This is a genomic window from Bacillus sp. EKM501B, assembly GCF_011800505.1.
Lineage (GTDB): Bacteria > Bacillota > Bacilli > Bacillales > Bacillaceae_G > Bacillus_A > Bacillus_A cereus.
This window is the reverse complement of record NZ_JAALFZ010000003.1, coordinates 221,545-236,224: the sequence shown is the minus strand read 5'-3', so window position 1 is coordinate 236,224 and position 14,680 is coordinate 221,545. Positions and strand designations below refer to the sequence as shown.

The window sequence follows — 14,680 nt, the reverse complement described above, 5'->3', positions numbered from 1 at the left end:
CATTCCTCCAATGTTTCGTAATTATTTAGCGAAACATTGGTGTATACGGACCAACCTCATCATTCTCTTCACTTGATTCTTGTCTGCGTACGGAACGAATCATTCCATATTTATAAAAAATTGAAAATAGCGGTACATTTCCCGCACTATCTTCACATGTATCAACTAACGCAAAAGCTCTTTGTCTACCGCTTGATGCTTGTTGACGCACAAAGCGAGAAACATTAGCAAGGAAGAAAACTTCTAATAAGCAAAGTGCTGTCGTTACAAACGATATATATAGAATTGCATCCTGCAATAAAAATTCCATCGCTTCACATCCTTAATAAGGTCATTTTAGCACATCGGGCAAATATTCTCTATTTCCTTTTATTTTCAAAAAAAGTATTTTGCATATTTTCTCAAGAAAACAATAATTAAGAAACGTTGTATTCGCTTTCTTTAGCATATTCACACACATCAATGAATAGGCTTGATTTATTAGAAATTTATAAAATTTTTGCATTATAATAAAACTATTGCCAGTTTTTGAAAAAACCTTTATTCTCTTCTTGTAATCAAAAATGAATATGGAGATGAAACATACTATGGGTCAACTAGGAGACGCCGATTACGTTCCCGACACCGCCTTTTTATCCTTCCCAGCAGCTAAAACATTTCACTTAGAATTTATGATACAGTTGGTTGTTATTTTTATAGCTTCTATTTTGTATGCAATTTCTATGAATATGTTTTTTATCCCGCATAATATGATTAGCGGTGGATTCGCTGGTGTAGGGATGATTATCGGTTATTTAATGCACTACAATATCGGTGCACTTATCTTTTTACTAAACATTCCTCTTCTTATTTTAAGTCACTTTTACTTAGGCAAGAAGACAACCTTTTTAACAGCTTACTTTGTAGCTGTGTCATCGTTAGCGATGAACATTATCCCGGTACACCAAGTTTCAGACGATATTTTACTTTCTTCTGTATTCGGTGGTGTTATCTGCGGAGCAGCTTCAGGAATTATATTCCGATTTGCTTCTTCAACAGGTGGTTTTGATGTTGTTGGATTGATTGTAGCGAAATATCGAGATGTTTCAATTGGAGCAATCATATTTGTATTCAACTTAATCTTACTTGTAGCAGCAGGTTTTATTTTCGGATGGGATATTACACTTTATACGTTAATTAGTCGATTTGTAGTCAGCAAAGTTATCGACGCTGTGCATACGAAACATATTAAATTAACGATAATGACTATTACAGAAAAAGGCGAGGAAATAAAAAGCGCACTACTACATCACGGCATACGCGGGGTGACAATGGTAGACGCTGTCGGCGGCTATACAAACCATAAGAAAAAAATGATTTACACTGTCGTGACTCGCTATGAGTTAGGCGAAATGAAACGTATTATCCGTCAAGTGGATAACAAAGCATTTATGAACATTACTGAAACAGTTGAAATTGTCGGCCGTTTCAAACGCATATAAAACAGGTTAATAAATTAAAGGGCATAACATATTAGTCATATATAATATGTTATGCCCTTTGTTATTCAACTAACGTACCTTTTAGCATAATAAAATCACTAAGTTTATTACTACAAATCGGAGGATAGCATTCCATATACAATACTATCTGTCCATTCCTCTTTATTCCAAAAATCTTGTATGAAATGGGCTTCCTTTCTCATGCCTATTCGTTCACACAATTTTTGTGAAGCTGTATTACGTGCATCAAGATTAGCCTGTATACGATGTACATTACATTCATTAAATAATTTCAATACCAAACTACTTACTGCTTCTGTAGCCAAACCTCTCCCAGCTACTTCATTTGCAAAACTATAACCAATCTCAACAGTGTCTTTCATATTTGTGTACCATACTGATAAATCACCAACTACTTTAGTTTTGTATATAACTGCCAAACTTAATATTGATTCTTTAGTAAGTACATTATTTGCTAGCTTTTTATTAAATCTTTTCTGCATGTCTTCATGAGTCCACTTATTATGTAATAGGAACTTACATGTATCATCACTATTATAAATAGCAAATACATCCTGTAAATCAGTACTCTTAAAAGGTCTAATTATTAATCTTTCTGTTGTGAACTCCAAGTTAGCTCTCCTCCCTTACATTCATACTATAAAACATTTTTTATAGTATTTAAGCCTCATTCTTAGATCTCACCTTGATTACATATTTCATCATAATAAATTAAAATCCTTCTTTCACTAAACTGCACCGTTAATGGTATTTCCTTACGCTTTTTATTTTTTACACTTATTACAAAATCAGATAATTCTATTATTATGTCCCTAAATGTGTTATAATGAAAGCAGACTCACAAAAAAAAGAGTATATAGACTTGGAAGTTTCTCTTATTTTACAAGCAAAAAGAAACGAGCAGTCGGGTATATTTCAGACACCATACACGTAACGGTTTAAACAACCGATCATCTTAGTTACTCTTCAATGATCTTTTTATAAAAAGATACGTACAATTAAAACTCACTTCAATATACTATACCTACCTTTTTGACTTCCAAATCATCTTATTACATAGGGAGATGAACATATGAATCAATATATACGATATACAATAGCTGTCCTGTTTGCTATTATCGGCGGAACAATCTGCTTCTGGACAAACACTCAGCTTGGAGAGAATATCATCTTTAATGGAATCGAAACGCTTGTAAGCGCTTCAATTTTAGGCGGATACATTTACTTCCTCTTCAATCCAGAAGAAAATGCTCAAAAAACAATGTTATTAACAATGATCGGAATCGTTGGTGGATGTATTTCCTACTCAATGACAAACTATACATTACCACTTCAATTAAGCTCAGCTTTCTTCCACGGTCTATGGACTTGGTTCATTGCATTCTGCCTAGCAGACGTATTCAACCTATTACAAGACACTGAAGAAGATAGCGGTCGTCAAATTGAAAGTAACTCTTAAGCTGGAAGATACTCTTCCAGCTTTTTATATTGTTTTGCATATCCCCGCATCACGATAAAAAGAAGTTACCCTCACGGCAACTTCTTTCTCACATACCCCATCCAGTACCAACCGGATTATATCAGCGATTCTCCATATATATCGGCGATTTCTCCACTTATATCAGCGATTTTTTCATTATATCGACCATTCGACACAGGATATCGACTTACCGGCAATTTTCGGCAACCTATTTATGCTCTATACCCTGCCACTACAATAAAAAGAAGCTACCCAACGGCAACTTCTTTTCCACATACCCCACTTCGTATTCACTAAAATATATCAACGTTTTTTAAAATATATCGATCATTTCTCCACTTATATCAACGATTTTTTCATTATATCAACGGTTCAACACAAGATATCGATTTAACGACAACCTTCGACACTCGAAACGCACAATATACCCTATCCCCCAAGCAACTTACTGCCGAACTCTACGATTAAAAAGATAATTAATAGGATCGCGAGTATCTTTAATGCTACATATGCCACTTTAAAAACAACATAAATGAGCAAGACTATCAAAATAATTGATAAAATTTCCATATTTACTTCCTCCAAGCTTTGCTCTTCTTATCTCATTTTACTCGCCCCAGGCTATTTATGGAACGGCATAAGATGACATATAAAAAAGAGGATACCTCATCCATCGTAAGATACCCTCACCTTCAACTGCTCAAACCATTCTCTTTCTAATTGTAAATATCCAATCTCACTCTTCTCGGCGCTCTTTAATTCTTTATCAGCTTTCTTCATATAAGTATGGGAAGCTTCTAGATCATTCTCTAAATATTTGATAATTCCTTGTGTACGATAATATCCGTTTAAGTCCATTTTTGTAATAGCCTTTGCATGTTCCTTTGCTTCTTGCAAAGAAAGACTATCCATCTCATAAAGGGCTTTATATAAAAGATACCAACTATGAAAACTACTAACGAAAAACTTATTTTCTTTCGTTACAGGTAGTTGAACAATTCTTTCTATATACGGTATCGCTCTTTCCATTCCCTCTTGATCTGCACGAGCAAAAAAGACAAGCATAAGTCTACTCATTATCTCTCTTATCCCTTTATTCTCTTTTATTTTCTCCTCACTCAATTCTACTAATCTTTCATCCCAATCTTTCGGTCTTTTATAACTAAATAACTCACTCGATATTTGAATCTCATATAAATGATTTCTAGCTCTTTCATCATCTTTAATTAAAATAAGAAATTGCATCCCATCACTCATAAGCGTTCCTTTTATCGGCACAATTGTAACCGCAAAGATTGCAAAATGGAAAAAGGAAAAATATAAAAGATATTGATAATAACTCACCATGTATATGTAACCGGAAGTAATACCAAACAGTAAACTCGTAATTGGTCCACCTAAAGTGAGCCACGCCCATTTTTTCGAAAGATTCGGTGTCTCTATAGAAGGTGGTACTAGTGTTGCAACGCCTCCAAAGTAAGCCCATAATTTATTTGCTCGAATGCGTAATTTTCCCTTTTCTTTTTGAATAGTAATGGGTCCTACTGTCATAAATTTAAATGTTAAACCACCTATTACACCAAATACTACATGTCCTAGCTCATGAATGGCTAACACTAATAATGAAATTCCAACTATTGCCCATAGGTTCAAAATTACTTCTAATTTCCCAGTTCGGATTACTCCGTATAAAATGGACAGAATTAACGCCACTGTCATTGAGCCAGCTGGCCTTCTTAAAATATCCACCTTTTTCTCCCCTTAATAAATCATTTTCCTTTGCATTTCGTACATGAACTTCCCAAGATGCAATATCCAAATAAATGAGATTAAGCCAATTAATACAAAATCGATATTACTAGCAGCTGTATATATAACGGCAGCCCACCATACATATGCCAATATTGTATTCGTAAATTCATATGCTTTATATCCAGCCTCATGCACAATGTGCTTTAATCCTTCATCTGCATTTTTCGTCCACATTTTCATAGATTCCATATACGTTACACCTTGTTCAGGATATAGCTTATTATAACGATTTTTTGTTATGAGTCCGATAATTACTACAGTAGTTAAACAAGCAATAGAAGCTACTAAATTCCACACCGCAAATGAAACATTTGTATCCTGCAACAGTGCACGTCTACATGTAATAACTGCATATACAAACCATGCCTGCGTAACTATATCACCTACACGTAAATATATACTTATAATGCCTAATTTTCTGCCTTGTACGCTCTCTTCTTCATCGCGTGCCTCTGCTAACATACGTGTATTCTTCCAAGTATAGTACATCATTAAAATTCCAAAAATAGTACATATACCTATAAATGTATTGGATGATAGTTTTCTCGGTTCATCCGAGAGTAAATTTAAAGCTATATAAGACGTTAAAAATCCTCCTATCATACTTAATGCTATTTTCCCCACAGAATCAAATTGTTTTTTTCGCTTACTCTTCATCGTCCTCTTCCCCCTCTATTAACGTAAATATTTCCTCCACCGGTACATTGAAAATTTGTGCAATTTTTAACGACAATACGATAGATGGTGCATAATCCCCACGCTCAATTAAACTAATCGTTTGCCGTGATGATCCAATCGCTTTCCCTAAATCCCCTTGTGATAAACGATGCTTTGCTCGCAATTCCCTCACTCGATTTTGAAGCTTCATGTCTTCCCTCTTTTTCATTTATTTAATTAAAATTGTAAATAATATCCTTATATTTGTCAATTATAATTGTCATTACGACTATCATAATTGACAAAATACTTATTTCTTATCCTGTATCAAATTCCTATAAAGAATGTAAAATGTGCATTAAACATAGTCTTAAAAATAAAATAAAAAAGGCAGTGCTTTTGCACTGCCTTCCTAAATTCTGACATAGAATGGATTTCATATTAACTTGCGTTTTGTAGTAATACTCGTTTTAACTGCTTACGGAAACGAATACCTAACGTAACCGCTACAATCACAATAACTCCAAAAATAATTTTACCGATATGACCTTCTAGCACTCCAAAGATATCATGTAAGTTTCCACCTAACCAGTAACCACCGATTAAGAAGAATGATGCCCAAAATAGAGCGCCTGAATAAATTGTAATGGCAAAACGACGGAATGGTAAATTAATAATTCCTGCAAAGTATCCTGTGAAATGACGTACACCAGGAATAAAGAAACCAATAAAAATTAGGAAGTACCCATACTTATCAAACCACATTCTCGTTAAGTCAATTTTTCTTTGTGTTAAAAATACGTATTTCCCATACTTTTGAATGAAAGGCATACCTAATTTATTTCCTAAAAAGTATTGAATCGTCATTCCTACACTTGTCCCAATAAAGGATAGAATAATTAAAATCGGTAAACTTAAATCACCCTTATGTGCTAAAAATCCCGCATATGCTAATGTTGGCTCTCCCGGAAACGGAAGTGCAATATATTCTAACAGCAAGCCGACAAGTACAACATAATACCCGTATTGCTGAAATAATTCATGAATCCATTCCATGTCATCTCTCCTTTCAATCACGTACAACTTCTTACTATTATTGTATAAAAAAATTGTCGAAATAACTATCACAATAGCTTACATTTTTATTACATTTTTGTAAGGGTCACACTAATGATTTTCGTTCTTTATTAAATAGTAAAAATTATTTTCCAAGTCGAAATAGCGAAAAGACGCATTAATAACATGCAGATTTTATCCATTTTTTAGCACTAAAAAAGCTCTCTTATTTTGTTCTCAATAAAAAACCATCACAAACTCATGCTAACTTCATATTAGCTTCATATACGTATTGTAAGATTATATCGGAATTTGTTGAAAAATTTAACCAATATATGACTAAGCATTAATTTGAATAAATATAAGTCGTTTTTCGAAATTGAAAAAAGGGTGAATACGAAATGGAAGCATATAAAATGCACGATTTTATTAATACAAATGTTGAATCTCATCAAAATGAAACCGTTTTTAATTTACAAATATGTGAAACAAGTGAATTTGACGTAAGTTTAACAAAATCTACAACACTATCTTTTATCGTTTCAAAAAAGAATATTAAAATTGTCACGAAAAAATGGATTAATTCAAATCAAGAAAGCATGATTGGCAAAAGCTACATCATTCCAACAAAAGCTTTTCACTATTTCTTACCAATCATTTCTGAAAATGAAGATGAGCTAAATATTCAAGTTCAAAGTTTTGGACTACGTGGTGAGCTTTTATTAAATGAAAGATTACTTATTGATAACAACAAACACAACAGCAAAATCACTACATTCTTTGAAACATTAGATGAAAATGTAAATAAAGCATTACGAGGATTACAACTTCATTGTATGTAAGACTATTACGATAGTAAAAGGAGAATAACAATGAAAAAATTATTATTAAGCGCACTATTATCATTAGGATTTTTAACTCTTCCATTCGCTAGTGCAGAGGCAGCTACAACGAAAGATCAATTAATCGTAGACACTCAGTTAAATAAAATGGATTATTATCAGGATGGAAAATTTATAAAAAGTTTTACTGTCGCTACTGGAAAAGCTGCAACACCTACACCTAAAGGCACTTTTCAAATCGTAAATAAAATTAAAAACCGCCCTTATTATACAGGCAAAATTAAAGGCGGCGATCCACGTAATCCACTTGGTGACCGTTGGCTCGGATTAAATATGGCAGGAACTTACGGAACAACTTATGCGATTCACGGAACTAACAATAATCAAGCAATCGGCAAATGGACAACACTTGGTTGTATTCGTATGTATAACAATGATATACACTGGTTATTTGAGCGCGTTCAGCAGCAAGCTACTGTCACTGTAAAATAGCCTAAAAACAAGATTTATGTGTAGCCAAGAATTTTATGTCTTGGCTTATTTTATTTATTCATTTACAGTAGCAAAACAACTGTATTTACATATATAATAGGAATAGATTTGATTAGCTAATATCTAAACATTGATAAACGTAGATATTAAAATTATACAGTTATAATATTTTATAAATTTTATAATACATACTATAATAGAACTACTGTAATTCTGAATTATTCAGTAACACTAAACTATTCCCCTTGCTACCTTCATGATTATTTTATAGCGGGGGCTTATTATATGTATAAACAATCTGAGTCACTCGAAAAATGATGAATTCGAATATTGCAGTAAAAAGCGTTATTTAGGAGGTGTTACTATGACGCATATACTGGTGATTGAAGACAACCCAGATATACAAGAACTTATTCGTGAATTTCTAATGGCACAAAACTTTACAGTTGATGTAGTTGGTGCTGGAACAGAAGGTATTCTTCTTTTCCAAAAAAATTCATACGATCTTGTCCTCCTCGATGTAATGTTACCAGATATAGATGGCTATAGTATTTGTAAAATTATGCGAGGACAATCTGATGTACCAATCATTATGTTAACAGGCTTACATAATGAAGAAAGTGAAATTAAAGGATTTGAGTTAGGTATTGATGACTATATTACGAAACCGTTCCATTACACTGTATTTATTAAGCGTGTAGAGGCTGTATTAAGAAGGGCAGCAACGAAGGAAGCAGAAGCTGCAACTATACTACAATTCCATGAATTGATGTTAAACTCTACAGCATATGCAGCTTATGTTCATGGTAATCAAATTGAATTGACAACAAAAGAATTTGAAATTATTTATACTTTACTGCAAAATCGAGGAAAAGTATTATCAAGAAGTGATTTGTTGAATAAGGTATGGGGCTATGAACATTATGGTGATGTAAGAGTTATAGATACACATATTAAAAACTTAAGAAAAAAATTAGGAATTCCTTATATTAAAACGGTGAAAGGCATTGGCTACAAAATCGAATCGTAGCAAAGACAACATCACCAAAAATATTTTCATCAAAACCTTATTATTTTGTATTCTTTTATCACTTTGTCTTTATCAAATTATTTACTTTCTAGCTTCAAACTACGATAAAGAACGTTTTGCGAAAGAAAATGGAACGCCGACTACAGAACAGGCCGATTCAGATAAGCAAAACGACGGAAGTAAAACGAAGCAAAATAAAGCTGTGTCAAAGGGGAGTATTTCTAATTTCCAATCTTCTATTATAGATTATAAATCTCTTTCTACAGCTATCAATCACCTTTTGCAGCCTAGCCAAACTGCAAAGGCAAAAGAACATACACAAAATCTTTCGGGGAAAAATAGCACTTCTAATCCGCCTACAGAAGCAGAAAAGAAAGCCGCTAATAATGATGCCTTACATACACAAAATGCAGCAAGTAAAACAAATGATACAAATGATAATCCAAAGTTAGCAGATGCGTTGCAGCAATTAGCTCCACATATTGGCGCGACAATGCTTGCATTATCACTACTCGGATCATTAATTTATACAAAACTAATTGCCAAACCTTTTCAATATATGAGTGATGCTTTAAAAGATATTATGAATCTTGATTTCTCCGATAAAAAGCTACTTAACAAAAATGCAGATCAAACAGATTTTAATTTGCAAGTAGCTGCTTCACAAGTACCAAATATTGTGAAGAATTTACATGCAAGCAATCAAGATTTAAGAAACGAGCTCAAGAAGGAACAACAATTAGAACAATCTCGTAAAGAATTTATGTCTATGGTGTCCCATGAATTAAAAACACCAATCGCAGCCGTTATGGGACAACTAGATGGCATGATTCACGGAATTGGAGCTTATAAAGATAGAGATAAGTATTTGAAACGTTCCTACGAGATGATGCAAGACATTAACATATTAACGGAAAAAATGTCGGAATTATCCAAAATACAAAACCCTCAATTTAAACCGAATTTAGAAGTCATTTCTTTATCTAATATTATTGAGGATGTTATGAAGAAAGTAGATTACTTTGTATCTGTAAAACAATTAAATGTACAATCTAATATTAAACACGACGTACAAATTTTAGCTGATCCTAAATTTATTCAAACTGCTATTTTTAACATTATTTCAAATGCAATTCATTATACAATTGACCATCAGCACGTATATATAAAGCTTTATGAAAAACCAAATGGTTACGCATTAGAAGTATTAAATACAGGTTCACAAATTGATGAAGATAAACTTGCTCATTTATTTGAGCCTTTCTATCGCGCAAATCCTGATAAACACGGGTTAGTACAAGGTAGTGGTCTTGGATTATATATCGTGAAACAAATATTAGATAAACATCAGTTTCCTTACGGGATACAAAACACAGCTCAAGGTGTAAAATGCTCCATTGTATTCCCAAAAGCAATGTAACATTCACTATAATTACATACCCCAAACTCATACTTCATGTGTGAGTGGCGGAATTTTGTAGAGTGTCTTACTCTGTTTCGTTCGCCCGTTATCCTTATTTGGATAGCGGGCGTTTTTTATTACTTAAAAGGAGGATTTTTTATGGAAAAGTTTAAATATTCATTGCTCATTTTATTCGGCGCTTGCAGCTACGGCATACTTTCAACTATTTTCAAACTCGGATTCATAAATGGATTTTCAGCACATCAACTCCTAGGGGGACAATATGTCTTCGGATGGATTGGACTATTTCTACTCGTTCTTTTCTTTTCACAACATAAAGTAACAAAAAAACAATTTTTTTCATTACTAACCGTCGGAACAACAATGAGTATGACTGGGATTTTTTACGCTATTTCTGTAGAAGAACTACCCGCATCTATCGCTGTCGTCCTACTCTTTCAGTTCACTTGGATTGGTGTCATTATCGAAGCCATTGCAAATCGAACATTTCCAAGCCGCGATAAGATCATATCTATCCTTATTTTATTTGCTGGTACATTGTTTGCAGGTGGTGTATTTGAAGGCCTCGGACAAAGTTTTTCTACGAAAGGGATTATCTTTGGGCTATTAGCTGCGGTCTCTTTTTCATTCTATGTTTTTGCAAGCGGGCGCGTCGCTACGGATGTTCCGCCTTATACGAAAAGCTTTCTTATGACAACAAGTGCTACTCTTATCGTATGCCTATTCTTTCCGCCAACCTTTTTAACAGACGGTGCTTTGCAAGCTGGCCTATGGAAATATGCTTTCTTCCTCGGCTTGTTCGGTGTTGTCGTACCTGTCATTTGTTTTTCAATCGGTGTACCAAAGGTTGGAACAGGGCTTAGTACGATATTAGGTGCAGCTGAATTACCAACTGCTATTATTGCTTCAATTACACTTGTACATGAAGTCGTAACGTTCATGCAGTGGATTGGAATTATTTTTATATTGGTTGGGATCTTCACTCCTCAGCTGCTTACGGCTAGGAAAGAAAGGAAACACAATCGCGTGCACAGCGCTTGAAAAAATACAGAATTTATATAAAAGATATAACTGCAATTAAAATAAGTAAATTTATCTGGAGGTATAAATGACTATTTTAAGCATCGTATTTTTTGCTATTATGTGTATCTTCTTCCTAATAAGATATATGAAAGAAAAGAAATTTTACGATTTACTTCTCGTTCCCGTTTGTATATATGCAGGAGCAGTGAAAACTCCTTTCGTAGAGTACTTAAACTTTAATACTACATTTAAAATAACGTATGATATTGCAGCTATTATTCTTGTAATCCTTGCTGTACTTTTCTTTTTGAAAGATAAGAAAGAGAATCATACTGCATAACAAAAGACCTTTCATTTACTTGAAAGGTCTTTTTCTCTATCTCATTTTACCGCTCCATACAGCTTCTCTATCTCATGCTCAATTTGTTTTACATCGATTCGCTCAAATAATGGCTGCACGCTATCAATTCTACTTGGCAACGTATTTTGCGGTTCCCAATTTCGGTTCACAATTGACAATGTGTTTCGAACTCTTTCACTTGAAAATGGTAAAAATGGTTCAAGGAGATGGGCAAAATTAGCGATAAGATACACACAGTTATAAATCGTTTCTTCACATGAAACTGGATCATCTTCTCTTTGTTTCCAAGGCTGCTTTTCATCAAAATATTTATTTGCAAAACGTACTGTATCAAATATTGTTTCTAGCGCCACCTTAAATTTAGTTTGCTCAATCGCCTCTCCTACACGCTTATATAATCCTTCTACTTTATCTTTCAGCTCTACCTCAATACTTCCCTTCGGCACGATACCACCATAATATTTTTCGATAAACTTTAATGTCCGGTTCACAAAGTTCCCGTATGCACCTAATAATTCACTATTATGACTGTAAATAAATTCCCGCCATGAAAAATCAGTATCGCGATTTTCTGGTGCGTTGACGGTTAAAAAGTAACGAATAGAATCTGGATCATAGCGTTCTAATATGTCAGGCACCCATACTGCCCAGTTTTTACTTGTAGATAATTTTCTTTTTTCAACTGTTAAATATTCATTCGAAACGATATGACGCGGGATTGCTTCCTCCCCTATTCCAAGTAATACCGCTGGCCAAATGACGGAATGAAACGGAATATTATCCTTTCCGTGCACATAATATGTTTTCGCTTCGCTATCCCAAAACTCTTGATCATCTTTCCCTGTTTCTTCAGCCCAATGTTTACTCGCTGAATAATAGCCTGTCACTGCTTCAATCCATACGTAAATTTTCTTATCTTCATACCCTTCTACTGGAATTGGTACCCCAATTGGTAAATCACGTGATACGGCCCTATCTAGTAATCCTTCCTTTACATATCTCTCTGTTAGTTGAATCGCATTGTCGCGCCATGTCCCTGTTTGTTTGGCAATTTCTACAGCTCTTTTAATTTGCTGCTGAAATGTATGCAATGCAAAATAGAAATGCTCTGTTTCCTCTACAGATGGCGTACTACCACATAACTTACATTTCTTTTCTAACAAATCGAGAGGATCTAAAATAGCAGAACAAGCATCGCATTGATCTCCTCTTGCTGCTTCATGGCAATGTGGACATATTCCTTCTACATAACGATCCGGTAAAAACTGTGTACACGTTTCACAATACGCTTGTTCCACTGTTTTTTTATAAATATGTCCTTCTTCTAATAAACGTAAAAAAACATTTTGAACCGTTTCATGATGGTGCTCACTATCTGTACGTGTATAACAATCATAAGTAAAACCAAGGCTACGAAAACATCGCTGGAACTCTTCATGATACTTATCAGCAATTTCTTTCGCTGTCACACCTTCTTGTTTTGCTCTAATTGCAATCGGTGTTCCATTACAATCACTCCCTGAAACATACAGCACATTCTCACCTTTTGCCCTGTAATAACGCGCTAAAATATCTCCAGGTAACAAACTCGCAATATGGCCAAGGTGTAACGAACCATTTGCATACGGCCAAGCGCCTCCAATAAAAATACTCATCTTACATTCCTCCTTTTAAATATAAAAAGCCCCGCCCTTATCTTAAAAAAGATAAGGGCGGGGCTGTATAAACAGTCGCGGTACCACCTTATTTCGCCAATTACTTACATAATTAGCCTTAACAAGTACGGAGCTATGTGCTCTTATACTGTGGTTTTGATAACGAGTACCAACTCTCGTCGCCGCCTACTATTATCATTTGATAAGTTCAGGACGAAGCTCAAAGGCCATTGTTCAAATGAATATTCTTGCTTCTTCTCAGCTACCGAAGCTCTCTGGAAAGAATGTGTTCATCCTACTTTTCCTTTTCAACGCTTTTACGTATAACAAGTATTGTACGACTTAATCACAGAAAAATCAAACTTTTATCCAGAAAGAAAAGGAAATCCCATCCCCCTGCCGAATAACTATACGTTCACAAAAGGAGTGATAACATTGAACCAAAAACAACTAAGCACTATAAATGAAAAAAGCTGGAATACAGCTGCTTATGAAGCTTGGACGAATCGCCACGGGGCACCAGCTGATTATGCGAAAAAAATCATGAAAGATCCCACGCGCGAAGTAGCACATTATTTACCTTACATAAAATCCCCAAAAGGAAAATGTATTATTAATTTACTCGGCTCAAAAGGAAATAAAGCTGTCGCACTCGCTCTTTTAGGAGCTGACGTAACAGTTTTTGATATTTCAGCAAGTAATGCAAAATATGCAAATGAACTTGCGGACGCAGCAGATGTCTCTATCCAGTATGTCGTTTCTGATGTATTAAATGTACAGCTCTCCGAATCATTTGATATCGTATTGCTGGAACTTGGTGTACTCCATTACTTTCTAGATTTAAAACCACTTTTCACAACAATCTCTCAACTACTAAAGCCCGGTGGAATACTTATCCTTCGCGATTACCATCCAATATACACAAAGCTATTAGGAGTAGACCATCCATCATTTCGAGCAAGTGGAAATTATTTCGATGAAGAATTAATTGAAGATGATGTTGCTTATAGCATCCTTCTTACAGAAGCACAGAAAGAATCGCTACCTAAAACAACCATCCGTCGCTGGACGTTAGGAGAAATTATTACAACACTCGCGGAAGAACATTTTAAAATTGAAAAACTAGTTGAAGAACACGGACCTCATCAAAGATGGCTCTTCCCTTCTACTGCACCGGAAGGAATCGAAGAACGTATCCCTGGTCTATATACAATAATTGCGACAGCATGCAAAAAAGGATCCCTTCACGGATAGGATCCTTTTTGCATGCTCACGCATATAAGTTGAGGTTGGAGATTACCATAATTCTGTAGAATAGGACACAAGATATTTCAACATTTCGTCTCT

At 34.5% G+C, this 14,680-nt stretch carries 17 protein-coding genes and 1 other annotated feature; of the genes, 9 read left to right on the top strand and 8 right to left on the bottom strand.

Annotated elements, in window-relative coordinates:
• Positions 1-25 precede the first annotated feature (25 nt).
• Positions 26-310, bottom strand: a complete 285-nt coding sequence (locus HFD78_RS10270; RefSeq protein ID WP_000394930.1) for a hypothetical protein — start codon at positions 308-310, stop codon at positions 26-28.
• Between the two features lie 277 nt (positions 311-587).
• Here HFD78_RS10270 and HFD78_RS10265 point away from each other — a divergent pair, with 277 nt between their 5' ends.
• Positions 588-1,481: a YitT family protein gene (locus HFD78_RS10265; RefSeq protein ID WP_000530044.1), complete on the top strand. Its 894-nt coding sequence runs from the start codon at positions 588-590 to the stop codon at positions 1,479-1,481.
• A gap of 110 nt (positions 1,482-1,591) precedes the next feature.
• Here HFD78_RS10265 and HFD78_RS10260 read toward each other — a convergent pair whose 3' ends face one another.
• On the bottom strand, positions 1,592-2,113 hold the full coding sequence (locus HFD78_RS10260) for a GNAT family N-acetyltransferase (protein WP_000397305.1): 522 nt from the start codon (positions 2,111-2,113) through the stop codon (positions 1,592-1,594).
• Positions 2,114-2,574: 461 nt separating this feature from the next.
• On the opposite strand from HFD78_RS10260, the gene HFD78_RS10255 reads away from it, so the two are divergent.
• Positions 2,575-2,961, top strand: coding sequence for a DUF3938 domain-containing protein (locus tag HFD78_RS10255; RefSeq protein ID WP_001077776.1), 387 nt, complete (start codon positions 2,575-2,577; stop codon positions 2,959-2,961).
• Positions 2,962-3,411: 450 nt separating this feature from the next.
• Here the strand turns inward: HFD78_RS10255 and HFD78_RS10250 are convergent, their stop codons facing one another.
• From HFD78_RS10250 to HFD78_RS10230, 5 genes are all read right to left on the bottom strand, one after another.
• Positions 3,412-3,552, bottom strand: a complete 141-nt coding sequence (locus HFD78_RS10250) for a DUF3985 family protein (protein ID WP_000404758.1) — start codon at positions 3,550-3,552, stop codon at positions 3,412-3,414.
• Between the two features lie 96 nt (positions 3,553-3,648).
• Positions 3,649-4,701, bottom strand: coding sequence for a site-2 protease family protein (locus tag HFD78_RS10245; RefSeq protein ID WP_033668377.1), 1,053 nt, complete (start codon positions 4,699-4,701; stop codon positions 3,649-3,651).
• Positions 4,702-4,743: 42 nt separating this feature from the next.
• Complete coding sequence (locus tag HFD78_RS10240) at positions 4,744-5,451, bottom strand: DUF3169 family protein (RefSeq protein WP_000837712.1); 708 nt, start codon at positions 5,449-5,451, stop codon at positions 4,744-4,746.
• On the bottom strand, positions 5,441-5,662 hold the full coding sequence (locus HFD78_RS10235) for a helix-turn-helix transcriptional regulator (protein ID WP_000776165.1): 222 nt from the start codon (positions 5,660-5,662) through the stop codon (positions 5,441-5,443). The genes HFD78_RS10240 and HFD78_RS10235 overlap by 11 nt, the downstream gene beginning before the upstream one ends.
• Positions 5,663-5,892: 230 nt before the next feature.
• Entirely contained in the window at positions 5,893-6,507 is a 615-nt protein-coding gene (locus HFD78_RS10230) for a DedA family protein (RefSeq protein WP_000454747.1), read from the bottom strand.
• Between the two features lie 401 nt (positions 6,508-6,908).
• Between HFD78_RS10230 and HFD78_RS10225 the strand changes: the two genes are divergently transcribed.
• The 6 genes from HFD78_RS10225 to HFD78_RS10200 all read left to right on the top strand — a co-directional run bounded on the left by HFD78_RS10225 (position 6,909) and on the right by HFD78_RS10200 (position 11,657).
• Positions 6,909-7,349 carry a DUF3978 family protein gene (locus HFD78_RS10225; RefSeq protein ID WP_000388768.1) on the top strand — a complete coding sequence of 147 codons (441 nt, stop codon included), beginning with the start codon at positions 6,909-6,911 and terminating at the stop codon, positions 7,347-7,349.
• Between the two features lie 30 nt (positions 7,350-7,379).
• Positions 7,380-7,841 (top strand): L,D-transpeptidase, encoded by a 462-nt coding sequence (locus tag HFD78_RS10220; protein WP_000735058.1) that lies wholly within the window; start codon positions 7,380-7,382, stop codon positions 7,839-7,841.
• Positions 7,842-8,205: 364 nt separating this feature from the next.
• A complete protein-coding gene (locus HFD78_RS10215) occupies positions 8,206-8,871 on the top strand; it encodes a response regulator transcription factor (protein WP_000148833.1) in 666 nt (221 codons plus the stop codon).
• Positions 8,849-10,291 (top strand): sensor histidine kinase, encoded by a 1,443-nt coding sequence (locus HFD78_RS10210; RefSeq protein ID WP_000201959.1) that lies wholly within the window; start codon positions 8,849-8,851, stop codon positions 10,289-10,291. Before HFD78_RS10215 ends, HFD78_RS10210 begins: the two co-directional genes overlap by 23 nt.
• 141 nt (positions 10,292-10,432) lie before the next feature.
• Positions 10,433-11,335 carry an EamA family transporter gene (locus HFD78_RS10205; protein ID WP_191968071.1) on the top strand — a complete coding sequence of 301 codons (903 nt, stop codon included), beginning with the start codon at positions 10,433-10,435 and terminating at the stop codon, positions 11,333-11,335.
• Between the two features lie 67 nt (positions 11,336-11,402).
• Positions 11,403-11,657: a hypothetical protein gene (locus HFD78_RS10200; protein ID WP_000154132.1), complete on the top strand. Its 255-nt coding sequence runs from the start codon at positions 11,403-11,405 to the stop codon at positions 11,655-11,657.
• Positions 11,658-11,698: 41 nt separating this feature from the next.
• Here HFD78_RS10200 and metG read toward each other — a convergent pair whose 3' ends face one another.
• Positions 11,699-13,333 (bottom strand): methionine--tRNA ligase, encoded by a 1,635-nt coding sequence (gene metG, locus HFD78_RS10195; RefSeq protein ID WP_000021560.1) that lies wholly within the window; start codon positions 13,331-13,333, stop codon positions 11,699-11,701.
• Between the two features lie 50 nt (positions 13,334-13,383).
• Positions 13,384-13,654 (bottom strand) — a binding site (T-box leader).
• Positions 13,655-13,768: 114 nt separating this feature from the next.
• On the opposite strand from metG, the gene HFD78_RS10190 reads away from it, so the two are divergent.
• Positions 13,769-14,587: a class I SAM-dependent methyltransferase gene (locus HFD78_RS10190; RefSeq protein WP_098255159.1), complete on the top strand. Its 819-nt coding sequence runs from the start codon at positions 13,769-13,771 to the stop codon at positions 14,585-14,587.
• Positions 14,588-14,680: the final 93 nt, after the last annotated feature.

What these genes read in the sequence shown, in the direction of transcription:
- HFD78_RS10270 (WP_000394930.1), bottom strand. Translation starts at nt 310, where the DNA reads ATGGAATTTTTATTGCAGGATGCAATTCTATATATATCGTTTGTAACG.
- HFD78_RS10265 (WP_000530044.1), top strand. Translation starts at nt 588, where the DNA reads ATGGGTCAACTAGGAGACGCCGATTACGTTCCCGACACCGCCTTTTTA.
- HFD78_RS10255 (WP_001077776.1), top strand. Translation starts at nt 2,575, where the DNA reads ATGAATCAATATATACGATATACAATAGCTGTCCTGTTTGCTATTATC.
- HFD78_RS10250 (WP_000404758.1), bottom strand. Translation starts at nt 3,552, where the DNA reads ATGGAAATTTTATCAATTATTTTGATAGTCTTGCTCATTTATGTTGTT.
- HFD78_RS10245 (WP_033668377.1), bottom strand. Translation starts at nt 4,701, where the DNA reads ATGACAGTGGCGTTAATTCTGTCCATTTTATACGGAGTAATCCGAACT.
- HFD78_RS10240 (WP_000837712.1), bottom strand. Translation starts at nt 5,451, where the DNA reads ATGAAGAGTAAGCGAAAAAAACAATTTGATTCTGTGGGGAAAATAGCA.
- HFD78_RS10235 (WP_000776165.1), bottom strand. Translation starts at nt 5,662, where the DNA reads ATGAAGCTTCAAAATCGAGTGAGGGAATTGCGAGCAAAGCATCGTTTA.
- HFD78_RS10230 (WP_000454747.1), bottom strand. Translation starts at nt 6,507, where the DNA reads ATGGAATGGATTCATGAATTATTTCAGCAATACGGGTATTATGTTGTA.
- HFD78_RS10225 (WP_000388768.1), top strand. Translation starts at nt 6,909, where the DNA reads ATGGAAGCATATAAAATGCACGATTTTATTAATACAAATGTTGAATCT.
- HFD78_RS10220 (WP_000735058.1), top strand. Translation starts at nt 7,380, where the DNA reads ATGAAAAAATTATTATTAAGCGCACTATTATCATTAGGATTTTTAACT.
- HFD78_RS10215 (WP_000148833.1), top strand. Translation starts at nt 8,206, where the DNA reads ATGACGCATATACTGGTGATTGAAGACAACCCAGATATACAAGAACTT.
- HFD78_RS10205 (WP_191968071.1), top strand. Translation starts at nt 10,433, where the DNA reads ATGGAAAAGTTTAAATATTCATTGCTCATTTTATTCGGCGCTTGCAGC.
- HFD78_RS10200 (WP_000154132.1), top strand. Translation starts at nt 11,403, where the DNA reads ATGACTATTTTAAGCATCGTATTTTTTGCTATTATGTGTATCTTCTTC.
- metG (WP_000021560.1), bottom strand. Translation starts at nt 13,333, where the DNA reads ATGAGTATTTTTATTGGAGGCGCTTGGCCGTATGCAAATGGTTCGTTA.